Genomic DNA, 18,817 nt, shown 5'->3' with positions numbered 1-18,817 from the left:
GTCAGACCTCGGGATCCCAGACGAGGACACGGATGGGCGTCGGGTCGAAGCCGTTGCAGGGATTGTTGACCTGAGGGCAGTTTGAGATGACGCAAAGGACGTCCATCTCGGCCACTAGCTCGACATAATCCCCTGGCGCCGAAATGCCGTCGACGATGGTCATCTTGCCATCGGGCGATATCGGCACGTTCATGAAGAAGTTGATGTTCGGGACGATGTCGCGCTTGTCCATGCCATGCTTCGTCACCTCCAGAATGAAGTTGTCGCGGCAGGCGTGGAGGTATTTGGTGCCGTGACCGAAGCGGACCGTATTGCTTTCGCAGGAACACGCACCGGCGGACGTATCGTGACGACCACAGCTGTCAGCCGTCATCGTCAGCATCACGTTGCCTTCGCTGGAAACGATCCGGGTTCCGACGCTGACATAGGCGGCACCCTGGGTGCGCATCGTATCCTGGTTGGAATAGCGCTCAGAAAAATCATCGGCACGATAGAACAGGGTGTCGATGGCCTGCTGCCCGTAGCTGTCCTCGATGCGAATTGTCTGTCCCTTGCGCACGATGCCCGACCAGGGTGCCTCGGCGGGGATGCGATGATCGGCGACGGCGTTGTCGATCGTGCGGGCGATGGAGGTCTGGATAAAGTCTGTCATGGTCGCGCTCCCTCAAGCCTGCATCATGGCGTTGTTCTCGAAGCCACGGATGGCCTCGGCAGTTGCCGTTCTTGCCAGATCCTCACCGGTCGGTTCGGGGGCGCGAAACCGGGTGATGGTCACGGGTGTGGACGCATAGCTGGGGTTTGGGTCGAGCGGATGGGGGCAGTTGGAAAAGCCGACGAGAAGGTCCATTTCCGCCCGCAACTCGGCATAGTCGCCGCTGTTCGAAAGCTTCTTCTGCCAATGGACCCCCCCGTCCTCGTCGAGCCTGACCGGTGCGAACAGGTTCAGCATGCCGGGAATGTCGCGGCGCTGGAGGCCGAGCTTGCCAGCCAGCAGAACGAGGTTGTCTCTGGTGTTGCGTGTCTTGACGCCCGAATATTTCATCGCATTCGAGGCGGCGTTCGAGCCGCCCATCAGGCAATCATGGGTACCGGCGCTATCTTCGGTGATCGAAAACATCACACGGCCCATGTCGGAAAACAGCACGCGGCCTTTGCTAAGCGCCGTCGTCCACTGGATTTTGGCTGTGTCGACAAGGTTCAGGCGCTCGCTGGTGTCGGCAGCATTCCAGGCAACGAGGGCGACTGTCGACGCGCCCTCCTTCTGGTCGATCCTCAGCCCCTCACCACGCTTGAGCAACGTGGACCAGTACCATCCGCCCGGAATGACCTCCTGATGGATGATCGTGTTAGCGGGAATTTCCGGGGCCGGCACCGGGCTTGGCGCCGGCAGGGTCTTTGGCGCAAAGTCGAGGCCGCGGCGCTGGTGCTCTTCGTAGCGCGCCCGGTCTGCTGCTATTTCGTCAGTCGTGCGATGGATGTGCATGGCTATTTCTCCTCTGTCTCACGGATTGCCAGGTCGTCCTGGCGAGGGCCCAGAGAGGGAACCGGGCCGTCCCGGTCAGGGCTGGACGCTATCGATGATCCGGCGCGCCGCGGCGGCCAGATCGAGATGTCGTTGGTGATCGTCGCGCCGTAGCGGATTTTCTCCTCCGGCCGATCGCGCGGCCGCTCGAAGGCAATGACTCGCGTGGCGAGCGTGAAGGCCTCCCGCATGTCGTGGGTCACCATGACGACGGTCATCTGCGTCTCATGCCAGAGGCGCTTCATCAGCGTGTGGATTTCCGCGCGGATGCCGGGATCGAGCGCGCCGAAGGGCTCGTCGAGAAGCAGCACCTTCGGTGTCATGATCAGCGCCTGCGCAAGGGCGAGGCGTTGCTGCATGCCGCCGGACAGCTGGGCTGGATATTTGGTTTCCGATGTGGAAAGCCCGACTTCCGCGATCAGCGCCCGTGCCTCCTCTATCGCCCGCCGGCGCGAGGCGCCCCTGAGCTTTGCCGTGAGCGGCGAGGCGGTCATTTCCTTGCCGAGGAGCACGTTTCCGAGCACGGTTAGATGCGGGAAGACCGAATAGCGCTGGAAGACGACGCCGCGATCGCGTCCGGGTTCAGACGGCAGCGGCGTTCCATCCAGCAAGATGCGTCCGCGCGTCGGCTGCTCCTGTCCGAGCAGCATGCGCAGGAACGTGCTCTTGCCGCAGCCGGACGGGCCGACAAGGGCCACGAAGGCGCGCGGCTCGACCGTCAGCGAGACGTTCTCCAGGACGATCTGATCGCCGTATTCTTTCCAGACGTTTTCGATGACCAGTGCGCTCATCCCTGTTTCTCCAGTGCGGACCAGGGAAAGACGGCGATGCGGATCTGATCGAGCAGGACATTGGCGATGACGGCCAAAAGCGTGATCCAGACGACATAGGGAAAGATCACATCCATCGAGAGATAACGGCGCACCAGAAATATCCGGTAGCCGAGCCCGGCATCGGACGAAATCGCCTCGGCAGCGATGAGGAACAGCCAGGCCGGGCCGAGCTGCAGCCTGATGCTGATGATCAGGCGTGGCAGGATCTGCGGCAGCACGACGCGCAGGGCGATCTGCCAGGACGAGCCCCCGAGCGTCTCCGCCTTGACGATCTGCTCGCGGGGCAGCTCGAGCGCATGGAGGGCGAGGTCACGGATCATCGTCGGCGCGATCCCGATCACGATGAGGGCAATCTTCGACGTTTCGCCAAGCCCCAGCACAATAAACAGGATCGGAAGCAGCGCCAATGGCGGCACCATGGAGATGACGGCGACGAAGGGCGAAAGCAATGCGCGGAGATAAGGCAGCATGCCGATCGCCATGCCGATTGCCAGCGCAATCGCCGTCGCAATCCCCAGGCCGGCCAGAAGACGCTCAAGGCTTGCGGCGGTATCGCCCCAGAAGAGATAGTCGCCGGTGCGCGTATCCGGCAGAAAGGCGATCCGGTTTATCGCATCGGCAAATTGCGTAAGGCCGGGCAAGAGCTTGTCATTGGCATTCTCGGCGAGCCGCGCAACCGACCCTACGGTATAGGCGACCGCAAGCAGGGCGAATGGCAGCAGTGTCAATGCCAGCCGGGCACCCGGGCTGGGCTTGGTGTTGATCCATCGCAAGGCGTTGGCTCCGCGTTTCGAGTGGACGGGAGCGGCACGGGCGCGCCGCTCCTGCATGGCGGTCAGAGCGCGCCGTCGGCCGCGGCCTTCATGTAGGTTTCGGTGAAGCGGAGCTTGACGTTGCCCTTGTCGCCGAGCACCTTGCCGTCCGGCATTTCAATGCCGATAACATCGGCGGATGCCGCACCGCTGCCCAGCAGGCCCTTGGTGAAGAGGAAGTTGCGGACGAGATCCATGGTCTTCGGCAGGGTGGCCGAAGCCGTAAAGGTCACCGCGTCGGAAGGCTTGGAAAAGAGCTTGGTGGCGGAAAGTTGCGATTCGAAGCCCTTGAGATCGGTGCCGGACGCTGTTCCCATCGCGAGACGGGCTGCCTTTCCTTCGTCGCTTTCGGCCGTCATCAAGGCTGCCGTTTCGTACCAGATGCCAGCAAGAGCCTTGCCGAAATTCGGGTTTTCCTTCAGCACGGTGGAGTTGGCGACCATGAGATCCATGATCTCGCCCGGGATCTGCGAGCTGTCGAAAACCTTCTTGGCCGTCGGGTCTTCGAGAATGGTCGAGACCAGTGGGTTCCAGGTGACAACTGCCGAGACGTCGGCTGTCTTGTAGGCGGCAACCATATCGGCGTCGGAGGTGTTGACGACCTTGATGTCCGCTTCCGTCAGGTTGAGGCTCTGCAATGCGCGAGCCAGCAGATATTCGGAGACCGAGTACTGGACGAGATTGACGGGCTGCCCCTTGATGTCGGCGAGCTTGTCCTTGCTTTTGAGGATAACCGCGTCATTGCCGTTGGAGAAGTCGCCGACGATGACAGCCGTAGTGTCCACGCCGCCGGCGGCCGGGATCGACAGGCCGTCCATATTGGTGAGGGTGACCGCATCGAAGGCGCCTGCGGTGTACTGGTTCATCGATTCGACATAGTCGTTGAACTGCGTGACATCGATCTTGATGCGGTATTTGTCGGCCCATTTCTTGACAATGCCGTGATCTGCCGCATAGCCCCACGGCATCCAGCCGACATAGATCGACCAGGCGACCTTGAATTCTGTTTTCGGAGCGGCAGCCGCACCCTGTGCAAGGCCGATGGCCAGAGAGGCAGCCAAGGCCGCGACGGAAAATGCTTTCGAAATGCTCTGCATGACAATTCCCCTTTTGCTTTAACTCAAAAAGGGATTGGCACAGACTCACGCAGCCAATCCCTTGGCTAACGAGGTCTCCCGGGCTTTTCTCCCGCCGTGCACCCGGCGGGATTTCTCTCCCGACCGGTGGTAGCTCTCGGACCAGCACGCCATGATAGCGCCGGAACCCTAGCCACCAACTCTGAAATAAGACAAGCAAACCCCGTGCCAGTTTTTTGGGGTTGAAATCTCTGGGTTATTTGGATCAGCAGTCAAAACTGCACACAGTTTCGGTGGCAGATGACGATTATATGGGCAGGCGAGACGATCAGGCGTCAGCCGAGGGCATTGAAGGCTTGGAAGGATCGAACGATCAGAGAAGGGTCGATGCCGTCGACGATGAAGACAACGGCCGAATGACGGTCCTGCGAGGGCCAGGCCTGCATATGTGTTGGCGGATGCACGAGATACTGGACGCCGTGGATGGCGACGGGCCGGGGCTCGCCGGCGACATTGAGGATGCCTTTTACCCGGAGGATCCTGTCCCCATGGCGATTGAGCAGCATCGTCAGCCATATGCCGAAGGCGGTCCAATCGACTGCGGTCTCTGCCTTAAGAACGAAGGATTGGATCTTTCCCGTGTGGATCGAACCATCGCCGACCAGCGGCTCGTCGCAGCGGAACAGGCTCATCTCTCCGCTGGCATCATCGACCAGCAGACGTCGTAGATCGAGATCGTCACCAGCGCCGCGCAGGATCGTCGCATCCGGATTGAGCGCGCGGATGGCCGCAACCGCACTGTCTTCCTGTGACAGTGATGAAAGGTCGGTCTTGGTGAGCACGATACGGTCGGCAACCGACACTTGGCGCGCGAATTCCGCACGGCTGCGCTGCACAGTCGCGTTAACGGCATCGACCGTTGCGATGGTGGTCGCTGCCTTGAAGTGATGGCGCAGAACCGGGTCGGCCTTCAGAGTCGACAATACGGGAAAGGGATCGGCAAGGCCGGTGCTTTCGATGACGACGCGGTCGAAGGCGGGCACGAGACCCTCGTCTCGCTTGGCGTGGAGGTCGCGCAGTGCCTCGGCCAGTTCGCCGCGCACGGTGCAGCAGAGACAGCCCGATTGCAGCAGCACCATGGTCTCGTCGATCCGCTCGAGCAGGTGATGATCAAGGCCGATTTCGCCGAATTCGTTGATCAAAACGGCGGTGTTGGCCATGGCCGGATCCCCCAGCATACGGCGAAGCAGTGTGGTCTTGCCCGAGCCCAGAAAGCCGGTCAGGAGATTGACCGGCGTGAAGGCGGGGTAATCATCAGCCATTCGCCTCCGCCTCCAGCCTGTCGAGCAACGGTAGCGCCAGCGGATCGAGCGGCCTGCCCGCCAGCGTCTCGGCTGCCGGCCACAAATGGCCGAGATCCTCGATGATCTCGGTTTTGCCGGTCCGGGTGGACAGCAGAAACGATGTGCCCTGCCAGTCCGAGAGGGAAAGGCCGAAGGCCGCCAGCACGCGGTTGGCGATGCGCACGCGCGCCGCCCTTTCCCGCCGCCGATCGATGCGCTCGGTGTTGCGCGTGTAGACGCCGGGACGGGCAATGGCATCGGCCCAATGCTGGTTGCCCCCGAGAATGCCGCAAAGCGAGCACATCGATCTGTCCGCCTTCTAGGATTTGCGCGGAAAGCGGGCCGCGAAATCGTCGGCGATCTCGTTCATGGTGACGAATTTGACGCCGGGGTGCTTGCTCATATGGGCAAACAGGCGCTCCAGCATCATCAGCACCTGAGGGCGCCCGGCGACATCGGGGTGAATGGTGATCGGAAAGACCGCATAGTCCATCTCGCGGTAGACCCAGTCGAACTGGTCGCGCCACATTTGCTCGATGTCGTGCGGGTTGACGAAGCCGTGGCTGTTGGGCGACTTCTTGATGAACATCATCGGCGGCAGGTCGTCGAGATACCAGGAGGCGGGGATCTCGATGAGGTCGGTTTCCTGGCCGCGCTTCAATGGTACCATCCACTCCGACGGCTTCTTCGAGTAATCGATCTTCGTCCAGCTGTCGCCGACGCGGACGCGATAGGGTGTAAAGTCGTTGTGCATCAGGGAGTGGTCATACTTGATACCGCGCTCCAGCAGCAATTCGTTGGTGACGTTGGAGAATTCCCACCATGGTGCGACATAGCCGGTCGGTCGCTTGCCGGAGAGCTTGGTAACGAGATCGATGCAGTGGTCGAGCACCTCGACCTCCTGCTCGCGCGTCATGGCGATCGGATTTTCATGGGTGTAGCCGTGGATGCCGATCTCGTGGCCGGCATCCGCGACGGCCTGCATCTGCTCTGGAAAGGTTTCGATGGAATGGCCGGGAATGAACCAGGTCGTCTTGATGCCGAACCGGTCGAACAGCTTCACAAGCCGTGGGCTGCCAACTTCACCGGCGAAAAGCCCGCGCGAAATATCGTCCGGCGAATCCTCGCCCCCGTAGGAGCCGAGCCAGCCGGCGACCGCATCGACATCGATGCCGAAGCTGCAGAAAATTTCCTTTGCCATTTTATAACTCCTTGTCTTCAGACTTTTACGGCGCGAGGCCATCGGGAATTGCCAGTCGCTCAGATGATCACTCCGGCGCGGCTCACAGGGAGGCAAGCCATTCGGAGAGTTCCGTCTCTGCGCGCTCCAAGGCACTGTAGTTCAACAATTTGCGCAACATTGCGACGGTCACCGCCCTGGCCCTCAGATTGAAGCGACCATCCTCATGATCCTCGGCGGAATTTTGGTAAACCTCAAGCTTTTCGTAGAGTTGCTGCAGCCTGTTCTGGACGCTGCGCAGCGATAGGTTTCGCCGGCGGGCGATCGTGCGGTCGGTCAGCCCCAAAGCTATGTCCACCAGGATCTCGTATTCCGTATCGCTGAACCCCTTTGCTTGGCCGAGGCTCTTCTGCTGCATGCCGCGAACCTCGCGGTCGATGACGCATTGCGCCTCGATGAAGATGCTGCGCAACGCCAGCCTCAGACGTTCGTCGGAGGCCGACTTGAGAACGTAGCCATAGGCGGCTCCATCCGGCACGATACGCGATACGCCGCGCACATAGGCCTCGTCGGAATAGTTCGACCAAAAGAGGATGCGCGTGTCCGGTCGCTCGTTCCAGATCGTTCGCGCGGCTTCGATGCCGTTGCGGTTGTTCATTTGCAGATCCATGACGACATGGGCGGATTTGTTTTCCCGCGCCAGCTTCTCGCCCTCCTTGCCGTTCTGCGCCTCCAGGATTGTTTCGCATTCCGGCAGGGAGGCGCCGATTGCCTCGTGGAGATAGGAGCGATGCAGGGGATCGTCCTCGACAATCAGAACTTTCATGCGTGCAGCCTCGATTTGCCGTCACGAGGGGACGGCTGTTCTGCGATGGGCAGGTGGATGGACACGACGGAGCCGCGGGCTTGGCGCCCGTCGCCGACGGAAAATCCAGCGGAAATCAGCTGCGCGCGCGTCTGCATATTGTCGATGCCGGCGCCACGGCGGCGGCCCGGCCTGTCGATACCGATGCCGTCATCGCGTACCTCGATGGAAATGCCGTCCGCCCGGCCCGTCAGCGTTACGGTGATGTGGTCGGCCTGCGCGTGACGCACGGCATTGTTGATGGCTTCCTGCACGATCCTGAACAGCGCTATGCTAACCGTCGGCTCCAGTCTGTCGATTACCCCGCCGGTGTTGTCGACGAGCTTTTGGGCTATTGACAACCCGCTATCCCGGATCGAACGATCCAGCTCGTTTTCGACTGCCTGCGCAAAACCGAACAGCTGCAGCACGGAGGGCTTGGCCTCCTCGATGATCTGGCGAAGGTCCTGCATGCAATGCTGCAGACTGCGGGCCAGCGGCTCCAGCGCCTCGCCGGAGATCTTCTGCTCGTGGGTCAACCTCTCCAGGCGCCGCGACAGTCGGGTCAGGTCCGCCAATGTCTGGTCGTGAAGATCCATGCCGATCCGCTGGCGCTCCAGTTCCAGCGCCTCGGTCAACTTGAGCGCGCCGAGCCGCAGGCCCTCTTCGCGGGCTCGCGCTTCCGCCTCGACGATCGCCCATTGCTGGGCCTGCTCGGCGGCGCGCAAGGCGAAGAAATAGGGCGACAGCAGGTCTGCGATCGACCGCGCATTGGCCACGTCGTCGAGGCCATAAAGTGCAACGGCGTGCGCCGAGCAGCTGAGCGCGCCGATCACGTCACCCTCGACCTTGAGCGGAACATGCAGGCGGCTGCGCAGGGCTTGGTCGAAGATTGGGCGCACGAAGGCACCGTCGAAGTTGAAGCGCGGATCGACGCAGGCATCGTCGGTCAGGAGGTAGCCGACCTCGCCCCAGAGAAGGCTGCGGATGGGGCTTCCCGACACCAGCGCCGGCGGGTTGTTGCCCCATGCGGTTTCAATGCCGGTCTCGTAGGCGGTGTGATACTTGCCGCCATGCATGATGATGCAGACGTCCAGATGATCGTGGGGAATGATATGGGAGATCTCCGCTGCCACCGCGCGAATGGCAGAGCGGAACTCCAGCTGTCCCGCCAGCACGCGGGAAATTCCGAGATAATGGTCGAGAAGCGCCGAGGGCGCCAACTTGAGCATGGTTCCTCCTCCAGCCGTTCCCTCCCAGGTCGCGGCTCAGTCCGTTCTGCCCAGTAAGCGCCAGGTGGTGGCACCCCGTCCTGCAGGATCCCGCAGCAATTACAGGAATTGCCGCAAATGCAATGCCGCATTGTTACTATACAACCCCGCCAATCTATAACATCCTGATGGGGTCGAGAGGAGGAACTCGACGTTTGACACAAACTATCCGCCCGGGAGGGGATTTCGGGTCAACAGGGAGAGAGACAATGAATTTCAGAAATCTGCTTCTGACGTCGGTAACGCTTGCCTGCGTGGCGCTGCCCGCAGCTGCCATGGCCGACACGTCCGCCAAGAAGATTGCGCTGTCCAACAACTACGCCGGAAACTCGTGGCGCCAGGCCATGCTGACCAGCTGGGAAAAGGTCACCGGCGAAGCCGTCAAGTCCGGCGTCGTCGCTGCCGCAGACCCATTCACCACGTCTGAAAACCAGGCGACCGAGCAGGCAGCCCAGATCCAGAACATGATCCTTCAGGGTTACAACGCCATCGTCATCGATGCGGCGTCGCCGACGGCGCTGAATGGCGCCATCAAAGAGGCCTGCGATGCCGGCATCGTCGTCGTCTCGTTCGACGGCATCGTGACCGAACCCTGTGCCTGGCGCATCGCCGTCGACTTCAAGGGCATGGGCGAAAGCCAGGTCGACTACCTCGCCAAGAAGATCCCCGCCGGTGGTAACCTGCTTGAGATCCGCGGCCTCGCCGGCGTCTCCGTCGACGATGAAATCTCCGCCGGTATCCATGCGGGCGTCGCCAAATTTCCGCAGTTCAAGATCGTCGGCTCCGTTCACGGCGACTGGGCGCAGGATGTTGCGCAGAAGGCCGTTGCCGGCATCCTGCCGAGCCTGCCGGAAGTGGCAGCCGTCGTGACACAGGGTGGCGACGGTTATGGCGCCGCCCAGGCCTTCGAGGCGGCAAAACGTCCCATCCCGACCATCGTCATGGGCAATCGCCAGGATGAACTCGTCTGGTGGAAGAAGCAGAAGGACGCCACCAAGTACGAAACCATGTCGGTGTCCATCGCTCCCGGCGTTTCGACGCTGGCCTTCTGGGTCGCGCAACAGATCCTCGACGGAAAGACCGTGAAGAAGGACCTGGTGGTGCCGTTCCTGACAATCAACCAGGACAATCTCGAGGCCAACCTTGCGACCACCCCCTCGGGGGGTGTCGCCAATGTCGAGTACTCGCTGGCCGATACGCAGAAAGTCATCGCCGACAGCAAGTAAAACCCATCCTCCCACCGCCTTGCGCCGCCCGATTGACCTCGGGCGGCCGGTCCTTCAGAGGGAGATCCAGTCATGGACGTGAAAACGCACGGCCCGGCCGTCGTTGAGGTGAGCGACGCCAAGGTGCATTTCGGCGCAGTCAAGGCGCTGGACGGCGTAACCATCCGTATTGCCGCCGGCGAATGCGTCGGCCTCGTCGGTCACAACGGCGCGGGGAAATCGACAATCGTCAACATCATCAACGGCGGGCTGACACTGCATTCCGGTAGCGTCAGTTGCGGTGGCGAGAAGATCGAGCGCTACGGTATCGCTGCCGCGCGAAGCCACGGCGTGCGATGCGTTTTCCAGGAATTGTCGCTTTGTCCCAACCTGACCGTCATCGAGAACACCCGCGTCATGCATCGCGGCTTGACCGGCTGGGGTTGGCGCAGGCGTGCCGCCGCCATCATCGGCCAGTCTCTGGATGCGATTTTCCCAGGCCATGGCATCAAGCCGGAAGCCACCATCGGCGACCTCTCGATTGCCGAACGGCAGATGGTCGAGATCGCCACGGCATTCTCCACTATCTCCACTCCGGTCAAGCTGGTGATCCTCGATGAGCCCACCTCGTCACTGGACGCAAGCCTTGCGGCGCAATTGCTCGCCTATGTGCGTGTCTTCGTGAAAAACGGCGGGTCGATCATCCTGATCTCCCATATCCTCGGTGAAATCCTGTCGGCAACCGACCGGGTCATCGTCATGAAGGACGGCAAGGTCGTCGCCGAGAAACCGTCCGCTGCATTCGATCATCACAGCCTGGTGGCCGTCATGGGCAGTGTCGTCAAGGCACGCGACGCCGCGCCGGCGCGCGCCCGGGCACACCAAGCCCCGCCTCTGCTGTCAGCTCCCCCACGCAAAGGCAAGGGATTGCCGTTCAGCGCGTTCCCGGGCGAACTCGTCGGACTGGCAGGGCTCGGGGGCCATGGACAGACGGATATCCTCCTCGAGCTTTATCTGGCGCGCACCGGCAACTGGATGCGGCGGCGCGATGCCGAGGTGACCTTCGTTGCCGGCGACCGCGCTCTCAACGGTGTCTTTCCGCTATGGAGCATTCTGAAGAACCTCACCATTGCCAATCTCAACGACCTGTCTCCGGGCGGAATGCTGCGAGACGCTAAGGAAGAGACGCTCGGCATGTCGTGGAAGGAAAGGATCGAGATCCGCACCAAGGACATGGACAATCGCATTCTGTCGCTCTCAGGCGGCAACCAGCAGAAGGTGCTTTTCGCCCGCGCGCTGGCAACGACTGCGCCCGTCGTGCTCATGGACGATCCGATGCGCGGTGTCGATGTCGGCACCAAGCAGGAAGTCTACGCCATCATCAGGGCCGAAGCGGCCAAGGGACGGACCTTCGTGTGGTATTCGACGGAGATGGAAGAGGTCAGTCTTTGCGACCGCGTTTTCGTTTTTAACGAAGGCGTCATCGTCCGCGAACTCGTCGGCCCCGAAGTGACCGAGGAAAACATTCTGTCAGCGTCCTTCACGGGAGTGGCGGCATGAAGCTTCGCCTGTCTTCGGATACCATCCGCCTCGTCATTCCCGCCCTGTCGCTGACAATCCTGCTCATTTCAGTCTTCTATCTGCAGCCACGTGCGATGAGCTACATCGGCCTGAACCTGCTGTTCAATCTGGCGGTTCCGATTGCACTCGCGACAATCGCTCAGATGCTGGTCATGACCGTCAACGATCTCGATCTCTCCATGGGCTCGTTCGTCAGCTTCATCGCCTGCGTCACGGCGACCTTCCTGCAATCCGAGCCGGCACTGGGCATCGCCATTCTGCTGGCCGCCATCGCCGTCTACGCCGGTCTCGGCGTGCTCATCCACATCCGCGACCTGCCATCCATCGTCGTCACGCTCGGCATGAGCTTCGTCTGGAGCGGACTGGCCATCCTGCTGCTGCCGGCACCGGGAGGGCATGCACCGGACTGGGCGAGGGCGGTTATGACGTCAAAGCCGCCGCTGGTGCCGATGGCCATCGTCGCCAGCGTCATCATCGCGCTGTTCTCGCATTTCCTCATTATGCGCTCCTCGTTCGGCGTCATCCTGCGCGGCGTCGGCGGCAACGCACGTTCTGTCGAGCGCGCCGGCTGGTCGATCCTAGCGGCAAGGGCAGCGACCTATGCGCTGGCCGCCTTTTTCGCCATTCTGGCCGGAATTGCCCTTGTCGGCCTGACGACGTCGGCCGATGCCAACATTGCGTTGCGCTACACGCTGTTGTCGATTGCCGGTGTCATCCTCGGCGGCGGCGAGTTCGTCGGCGGCCGCGTTTCGCCCATCGGTGCAGTCATCGGCGCGCTGACCTTGACACTTGCGGGCTCGTTCCTGTCGTTCCTGCGCATTTCGTCGGATTGGCAGATCGGCGCGCAGGGGGCGATCCTTATCGTCGTGCTCGGGCTGCGACTGCTGCTCAACCGCATGGAAAAAAGGGAGAAGCGCGCATGACAATCCTCACCTCGCTCATGCGCAAGCCATGGATCTGGTCCTTCGTCGCTGCCTTCGTCGTCTGGTTCGTCACCATCCTGTTTACCGGCGGCGCCAGCACATTGGGTCTCAGCCAGGCAGCGCTGACCTTCGCCGCGTTCTCGATCGTGGTCGGCGTCGGTCAGATGTTCGTCATCACCCTCGGCCCGGGCAATATCGATCTGTGCGTGCCCGCAACGATGACGCTGTCGGGCACAGTCGCGCTGAAATTCATGGCGGGCGAAAACGCGCTGATCGCCATGGGCCTGCTGGTGGCTGTCGCCGTCGGCCTAGCAGTGGGGCTCGGCAATTACGCGCTGATCAAGCTCCTAAGGATCCCGCCAATCATCGCCACCCTGTCAATGAGCTTCATCGTGCAGTCGACCGCCATCTGGACGAACCGCGGCCTGCGGATCAAACCGCCGGAGGCGCTGGCAAGCTTTTCGACAGGAACGACGCTGGGCCTGCCGAACGTCGCGCTCCTCGCGCTCGTTCTATCGCTCCTCGCTTATGTGCTGCTGCAAAGAACCGTCTATGGGCGCTGGGCCGCCGCAATCGGCCAGAGCATCAATGCTGCGCGCATGGCCGGCATACCGGTCGATGGCGTCCGGCTGACAACCTACGTGCTCTGTGCCGTGCTCGCCGCCGTCTGCGGCTATCTGCTGGCGAGCTTCTCCGGCGGTGCCGCGCTCAACATGGGCCAGGAATATCTTTTGATGTCGATTGCCGTCGTCGTCATCGGCGGCACGGCGGTTGCCGGTGGGGACAGCAATGTCGCCGGCATATGGGGCGCGTCGCTGTTCATGTTCCTCGTCGTCTCCATGCTCAACACCTACGGCTTTGGCGCGGGCATCCGCCTCGTCATGACCGGTCTCATCATCATCGGCGTCATCGTCGTCGCCGGTGGACGCAGTCTTCGAAATCACTGAACGCGGAATATCCTCATGACCGACGCATCCCCATTCGAAGTTCACGACCCACGCTTTACGGCGCTGTTTGTCGGCAGTGCCCGGCTGGAAGAGCTCTACAGTGGTTGCCGCTGGGCGGAAGGCCCGGTCTGGTTCGACGATGCGCAACATCTTCTGTGGAGCGATATTCCGAACCAGAAGATGATGCGCTGGGTGCCGGATGGCGGCGTCTCGGTTTTCCGTCACGCTTCGAACTTCAGCAACGGAAATACGCGCGACCGAGAGGGCCGGCTGATCTCCTGCGAGCACGGCACACGCCGCGTCACTCGCACGGAGGTGGATGGCAGCATCACTGTTCTTGCCCACAGCTTCGAAGGCAGACGCCTGAACTCCCCCAACGATGTGATCGTCCGCTCGGACGGGACGATCTGGTTCACCGACCCGACCTACGGGATCCTGTCGGACTACGAGGGCTACAAGTCCGATCCAGAGCAGGGCCAGCGCAACGTCTTTCGGCTGGATCCCGAAACCGGCGATCTCACCGCTGTCGTCAGCGACTTCCTGCAGCCAAATGGGCTCGCCTTTTCGCCGGATGAGACAAAGCTCTACATTGCCGATAGCGGGGCCAGCCACGAGCCGTCAGCGCCACGCCACATCCGGGTCTTCGACGTCGTCGACGGCCGCAGCCTTGCGAACCCGAAGGTGTTCTGCCACATCGATGCAGGCATACCGGATGGCATCCGGTTCGATAACCAGGGCAACCTTTGGTCGAGTGCTGCGGACGGTGTGCATTGCTTCTCGCCAGAGGGTGTCTTGTTCGGCAAGATCAAGGTGCCGCAAACCGTTGCCAACCTCACCTTCGGCGGACCACGCCGCAACCGCCTCTTCATAACAGCGACGACCTCTGTCTACGCCGTTTATCTCACGACAAACGGCGCGCAGCGCCCGTAGGGCGAGCCGCTGGCTGATCACCCAGCGGTCAGCCTGTCCAACCCGTCGACCCACACGGCCGAGACGTTTGCCCGTGAGGCCGTGTAGATGATCTTCTGGAGGATCTGCTCACCGTGGTCGAACTCGTCCCAAAGGCGCACCGTCCCGCCTTCGGCCTCGACATCGATGACGACGGCGTCGAATTTGTAGCCGGGCGTGAACTGGCCGATGGGCAGGTCGAGGGCCACCCCACCCCCTGTGGTCGCGATGTAGAATGCATCGCGAAAATCGATCTGTGCGGGACCGAAGGTCGATCGGACACCCGCAGCCAGTGTCGGATCCACACCGCTCTGCAACATACGCGAGGCAAGGACGGCGCCTCGGCAATTTTCAAGCATCGACGCGCTCGGACCGCCAGAAATATCGGTGCCCAAGCCAACATGAACGCCTTTTTCGAGCGCTGCCAGGAGTGGGAAGACGGCGTTGGCGAAATAGGCGTTGGACAGAGGGCAATGGGCGATGGCGGCCTTGCGGACGCGGATTGTTTCGATGTCGTCGGCCGTCAGGAAATTGGCATGGGCGAGAACCGTCTTGCGCCCGAGCAGGCCGAACCGGTCGAGCATGTCGGTGTCGGTAGACCCGTAGCGGTCGAGCACGTAGCCATGCGCCCAGTCGCTCTCGGAACAATGGGTCTGGACATGGCAACCGCATTCACTGGCGATGGCACCGAGCCCCTCGAGCGTCGCATCCGTGCAGGACGGAATGAAGCGTGGCGTCACCACCGGCAGAACGCGATCGGCGCCATTGTCCGGATGGCTGCGGATATGGTCCACCAGCGCCCGCGTGCCCTCCAAAGCCGCCTCGGTCGATGCGTCGCGATAATAGTCCGGGCACTCGTCGGCATTGTCCATTGCGACTTTGCCGATCAATGCCCGCTGGCCTTTCTCCAGGCAGAGATCCACCAGCAGGCGCGTCGCCTCCTGGTGGACTGTCGCGAAATAGAGGGCGGTGGTCGTGCCGTTCGCCAGCAGGTCGTCGACCAGCAGTCCATAGCTGCGCCTTGCAAAGGCCAGGTTCTGGTAGCGGGCCTCGAGCGGGAAGGTATAGGTCTGTAACCAGACCTCGAGCGGCACGTCGAGCGCGCTTCCCAGTTGCGGGTATTGCGGCGCATGTACGTGCAGGTCGACGAAGCCCGGCAGGAGGTAGGCGGTGCGGGAAAGGGTGACGAGCCGCCCGTCGGTCTCGCGGACCCGGCGGATTTCGTCATAACTGGGTTCGCCTGGCCGGACTATGGCATCGATCCGGCCGTCACCGTCGATGTCGATCAAGACGTCCTGCAGGATATCGATGGTGCCGCGTTCCGGCGTGTGAAAACCGCTGGCGCTCAGTGTCCGGTTGCAAAGATCCATGGGTTATGCGCTACGCTGCCATCGCGGAAGTGCCGTAGGTGATGCCCTTCTCCTTCAGCCAGCGACGATAGGCGATGGAGCTGGCATCGGCCCGCGTCGGGATCTCCGAGCGCGCCTCCATCGGCAACAGCACCGGGCGCTGGTTTTCGAGAATGATGCGGTCCTGCAAGAAGATCAGTTGCTGGAAATGCACCAGCTCGGTGGTCGTCGAGACATCGTCGATTAGGAACATGACGGGATGGGCGCGGCAGCGGCCGGGATCGAGCGGCTGGACGAACAGGCATATGACATCCCATCGGTTGGCCGCGTTCGGGCATGTCTTGTAGAGCAGCGTCGCAAACGGGGTCATGACGCGGTAGATATAGTCGGTCATGATGCCGCCAGTAGCGGATAGGGCGGCCTGCGGCTGGAAGAATTGGCAGTTCGTTGCCCAGACCTCGTCGACATCCCGGCGGATCTCGGCATTGTAGTGCATGACTTCGGTGTGGGGCTCGGCGCCCAGAATGTCGGTGTGCACAAACGGAAAATGCGCCATGTCGAGAAAGTTCTCGACAATCCGTAGCCCGGATGCGCGAACCATCACGGAACCGCAGTTGACGACACGACGGTCTTCCTCGTCAGCCTCCGGCAGCGCAAAGAGGCCGCCGGCCGGTTGCCCCAACGTCGTCCAGACAAGGCCGAAGCGTTTGATGATCTGAAGAGCACCCTCTTCTGCCGTAACCGCGATTGAACCGTCCGTCTCTCTCGTTACCACAAGATCGCTGCCAAGCAGGCGGCTCGACGATGTCCCGAAGGGAATCTCCGTCTCCGTATCGAGCGGATACCATTGATCAAGGGCTGCCTGGTCCGAACATCTGCTCATGGAGCGCTCCCGTTTCTCGATCGACTGCCTGCCGCCTCATCTTGATGATCTGCGGGCCATTGGTCCATCGCTAAATCGACAAATACCCGCGTGGTGCATGCCTCCTGCATCAGCGCACATCCCTGTAATAGGGCACGCCGATAGCCGCCGGTGCCGCCATGATCCGGCGCATCCGCTGCCAGGTGAGCACCGGCACGATGATGAAGGCCATGGTGCCGAGATAGGGCAGCATCGACAGAAAGGCCGGCGCAATCGGCCAGCCACGCGCCTGGCCGACGAAGCCGAGTGCCGTGATGAAGCCGAACAGGAGCCCGGACAGGACGGCTGGGATCGGCCGGTAGCCGGCAAAGATTACCAGTGCGACGGCAATCCAGCCGCGACCGGCGACGACGCCATCTGACCACGAGGGCACGAAGGTCAGCGTCAGATAGGCACCGGAACCGGCCGCCAGTGCAGAGCCGGCCGTCACGTAGACGAAGCGGATGAGATTGACGGAAATGCCCGCAGCATCTGCCGCAGCCGGATTTTCGCCGACAGCCCGCATGTTGAGGCCGTGGCGGGTCCGGAACATAAGGTAGCTGAGCCCGACCGGCAGGATGATATAGATGAGATAGACGAGGATGTTCTGCGAAAAGAAGGCCTTCCCGAAGATCGGGATGCTACTGAGAAGCGGTACCTCGATACCGGCAAACACCGCACGGGCGGGCATGCCGGAATAGGCGCGGCCGATCGTGGAGGCGAGACCATTGCCCATCAGTGTCAAGGCAAGGCCGCAGAGCACCTGATTTGCCCTGAGGATCACAGTGGCAAACGCGAACATCATGCCGAAGACAGCGCCGACGCCGAGCGCCGCGAGAAAACCGACCGTTGGCGACGGGAATGACGCGACGGTGGCAATTGCCGTCAGCGCCCCCATGGCCATCAGGCCTTCGACACCGAGATTGACGACGCCGACGCGTTCCGCCAGCACCTCGCCGAGGGCGGCTAGCGCCAGCACGCCGCCGGCAAGAAACGCCGTGGTGAAAAGCCCGGTCAGAAGGTCCATGCTCTGTCTCCTCAAGCCTTGTCGCGGGCGATGCGGTAATGGGCGAGTTCGTCGCCGATCGCGGTCAGAAACAGGATCAATCCGGTGATTGCCAGCACGGTCGACGTCGTCAGCCCCTGCGTCTGCAGGATGATTCCGGAATTGAGGATGAAGGCCATCAGCGCTGCGGAAAAAATGACGCCGATGGCCGAACTGCGGGCGAGAACCGCGACCATGATACCGAGATAGCCGTAATTGTTGGAGATGCCGCCTTGCAGGCGATGAACCGTGCCAGCGATCTCCAACATGCCGGCGAGACCAGCGATGGCACCGGAGAGCAGCATGACGGTAATCAGGTGCCTGCGGACCGGCATGCCCGCATAGCGCGCCGCCGATGGGTTCGAGCCGACGAGGCGCACTTCATAGCCCCAGCGCGAGAACGCCAGCAAGGCCGCGACGGCCAGCGCGACGATCACGGCAATCGGCAGGCCCCAGTGGACTGAGCCCCAGAAGTCCGGGATTTCAGCGGAAAGTCGTTTGGTGGCGGAATTCGCCATCTTGTCGCGCCAGGCGTTCGTCGAGACATAGTAGACGAGCAGGATCGCGACGAAATTGAGCAGTAGCGTCGTGATCAGCTCGTTGACACCGGCATAGGCGCGCGCAAGCGTCGGCACGAGGATCCAGGCGGCGCCGCCGACAAGTCCGGCGACGAACATCATCGGCAGGATGATGACCGGCGGTCCTGGCACGAAGAGACCGACAGCGGCGGCACCGAAGGCCCCCGCGTAGAACTGGCCTTCCGCCCCGATATTCCAGGCGCCGATCTGCTGAGCGACAGCGACCGACAGCCCGGTGAGGATCAGGGGAATGAGCAGCAGCGCCAGATCCTCCAATCCAAAACTCGATCCGAAGCTGGCGCTCAGCACCTGCAGGCCGAGATTGAGAGGATCGGCCCCGGTGAGCGACAGGACGATACCGGCAAAGACGAGGGCAATGACAATGGCTGCGGCGCGCGCCGCAAAGGCTATGACGGGCGACGCGGACGGCAGACGCTGAAGGCGAAGTGATGCAGCCAT

At 62.0% G+C, this 18,817-nt stretch carries 19 protein-coding genes and 1 riboswitch; of the genes, 5 read left to right on the top strand and 14 right to left on the bottom strand.

Annotation, left to right across the window (positions count from 1 at the left end; all coding sequences use genetic code 11):
* Window position 1 precedes the first annotated feature (1 nt).
* The 10 genes from J5274_RS19725 to J5274_RS19680 form a co-directional block, all read right to left on the bottom strand.
* Window positions 2-652 carry an urea amidolyase associated protein UAAP2 gene (locus J5274_RS19725; protein ID WP_142831363.1) on the bottom strand — a complete coding sequence of 217 codons (651 nt, stop codon included), beginning with the start codon at window positions 650-652 and terminating at the stop codon, window positions 2-4.
* 12 nt (window positions 653-664) lie between these two features.
* Window positions 665-1,483: an urea amidolyase associated protein UAAP1 gene (locus tag J5274_RS19720; protein WP_219275534.1), complete on the bottom strand. Its 819-nt coding sequence runs from the start codon at window positions 1,481-1,483 to the stop codon at window positions 665-667.
* Between the two features lie 2 nt (window positions 1,484-1,485).
* Window positions 1,486-2,313, bottom strand: coding sequence for an ABC transporter ATP-binding protein (locus J5274_RS19715; RefSeq protein ID WP_142831365.1), 828 nt, complete (start codon window positions 2,311-2,313; stop codon window positions 1,486-1,488).
* The gene (locus J5274_RS19710; RefSeq protein ID WP_209207194.1) at window positions 2,310-3,128 is read right to left on the bottom strand and encodes an ABC transporter permease; all 819 of its coding nucleotides are present in this window, start codon (window positions 3,126-3,128) and stop codon (window positions 2,310-2,312) included. Before J5274_RS19710 ends, J5274_RS19715 begins: the two co-directional genes overlap by 4 nt.
* Window positions 3,129-3,190: 62 nt before the next feature.
* Window positions 3,191-4,264 (bottom strand): putative urea ABC transporter substrate-binding protein, encoded by a 1,074-nt coding sequence (locus J5274_RS19705; protein ID WP_209188004.1) that lies wholly within the window; start codon window positions 4,262-4,264, stop codon window positions 3,191-3,193.
* Window positions 4,265-4,337: 73 nt separating this feature from the next.
* A riboswitch (guanidine-I (ykkC/yxkD leader) is annotated at window positions 4,338-4,447 on the bottom strand.
* A 131-nt stretch (window positions 4,448-4,578) separates the two neighbouring features.
* Window positions 4,579-5,565 (bottom strand): GTP-binding protein, encoded by a 987-nt coding sequence (locus J5274_RS19700; protein ID WP_209188003.1) that lies wholly within the window; start codon window positions 5,563-5,565, stop codon window positions 4,579-4,581.
* Window positions 5,558-5,890, bottom strand: a complete 333-nt coding sequence (locus tag J5274_RS19695; RefSeq protein ID WP_219275533.1) for a hypothetical protein — start codon at window positions 5,888-5,890, stop codon at window positions 5,558-5,560. Before J5274_RS19695 ends, J5274_RS19700 begins: the two co-directional genes overlap by 8 nt.
* 15 nt (window positions 5,891-5,905) lie before the next feature.
* A complete protein-coding gene (locus tag J5274_RS19690; RefSeq protein WP_209229747.1) occupies window positions 5,906-6,787 on the bottom strand; it encodes a polysaccharide deacetylase in 882 nt (293 codons plus the stop codon).
* A gap of 82 nt (window positions 6,788-6,869) precedes the next feature.
* Window positions 6,870-7,592 (bottom strand): response regulator transcription factor, encoded by a 723-nt coding sequence (locus J5274_RS19685; protein ID WP_111221423.1) that lies wholly within the window; start codon window positions 7,590-7,592, stop codon window positions 6,870-6,872.
* A complete protein-coding gene (locus J5274_RS19680; RefSeq protein ID WP_142831371.1) occupies window positions 7,589-8,842 on the bottom strand; it encodes a sensor histidine kinase in 1,254 nt (417 codons plus the stop codon). Before J5274_RS19680 ends, J5274_RS19685 begins: the two co-directional genes overlap by 4 nt.
* Before the next feature lie 248 nt (window positions 8,843-9,090).
* On the opposite strand from J5274_RS19680, the gene J5274_RS19675 reads away from it, so the two are divergent.
* The 5 genes from J5274_RS19675 to J5274_RS19655 all read left to right on the top strand — a co-directional run bounded on the left by J5274_RS19675 (window position 9,091) and on the right by J5274_RS19655 (window position 14,467).
* A complete protein-coding gene (locus tag J5274_RS19675) occupies window positions 9,091-10,107 on the top strand; it encodes an ABC transporter substrate-binding protein (protein ID WP_143123288.1) in 1,017 nt (338 codons plus the stop codon).
* A 72-nt stretch (window positions 10,108-10,179) separates the two neighbouring features.
* Window positions 10,180-11,646 (top strand): ATP-binding cassette domain-containing protein, encoded by a 1,467-nt coding sequence (locus tag J5274_RS19670; protein ID WP_142831373.1) that lies wholly within the window; start codon window positions 10,180-10,182, stop codon window positions 11,644-11,646.
* Window positions 11,643-12,590, top strand: coding sequence for an ABC transporter permease (locus J5274_RS19665; RefSeq protein WP_209188002.1), 948 nt, complete (start codon window positions 11,643-11,645; stop codon window positions 12,588-12,590). Before J5274_RS19670 ends, J5274_RS19665 begins: the two co-directional genes overlap by 4 nt.
* Complete coding sequence (locus J5274_RS19660; protein ID WP_142831375.1) at window positions 12,587-13,537, top strand: ABC transporter permease; 951 nt, start codon at window positions 12,587-12,589, stop codon at window positions 13,535-13,537. Before J5274_RS19665 ends, J5274_RS19660 begins: the two co-directional genes overlap by 4 nt.
* 15 nt (window positions 13,538-13,552) lie before the next feature.
* Window positions 13,553-14,467, top strand: coding sequence for an SMP-30/gluconolactonase/LRE family protein (locus tag J5274_RS19655; RefSeq protein WP_142831376.1), 915 nt, complete (start codon window positions 13,553-13,555; stop codon window positions 14,465-14,467).
* Window positions 14,468-14,484: 17 nt separating this feature from the next.
* Here J5274_RS19655 and guaD read toward each other — a convergent pair whose 3' ends face one another.
* From guaD to J5274_RS19635, 4 genes are all read right to left on the bottom strand, one after another.
* Window positions 14,485-15,855 carry a guanine deaminase gene (guaD, locus tag J5274_RS19650; RefSeq protein WP_219275532.1) on the bottom strand — a complete coding sequence of 457 codons (1,371 nt, stop codon included), beginning with the start codon at window positions 15,853-15,855 and terminating at the stop codon, window positions 14,485-14,487.
* A gap of 10 nt (window positions 15,856-15,865) precedes the next feature.
* A complete protein-coding gene (locus J5274_RS19645) occupies window positions 15,866-16,717 on the bottom strand; it encodes an aromatic ring-hydroxylating dioxygenase subunit alpha (protein WP_219258514.1) in 852 nt (283 codons plus the stop codon).
* 109 nt (window positions 16,718-16,826) lie between these two features.
* On the bottom strand, window positions 16,827-17,762 hold the full coding sequence (locus tag J5274_RS19640) for an ABC transporter permease (protein ID WP_142831379.1): 936 nt from the start codon (window positions 17,760-17,762) through the stop codon (window positions 16,827-16,829).
* An 11-nt stretch (window positions 17,763-17,773) separates the two neighbouring features.
* A complete protein-coding gene (locus J5274_RS19635) occupies window positions 17,774-18,817 on the bottom strand; it encodes an ABC transporter permease (RefSeq protein ID WP_209187999.1) in 1,044 nt (347 codons plus the stop codon).

This window comes from Rhizobium sp. L51/94, from assembly GCF_019355555.1.
GTDB classification, from domain to species: domain Bacteria; phylum Pseudomonadota; class Alphaproteobacteria; order Rhizobiales; family Rhizobiaceae; genus Rhizobium; species Rhizobium rhododendri.
Note: the sequence above shows the minus strand (reverse complement) of the source record. Positions and strands in the feature narration are given on the sequence as shown.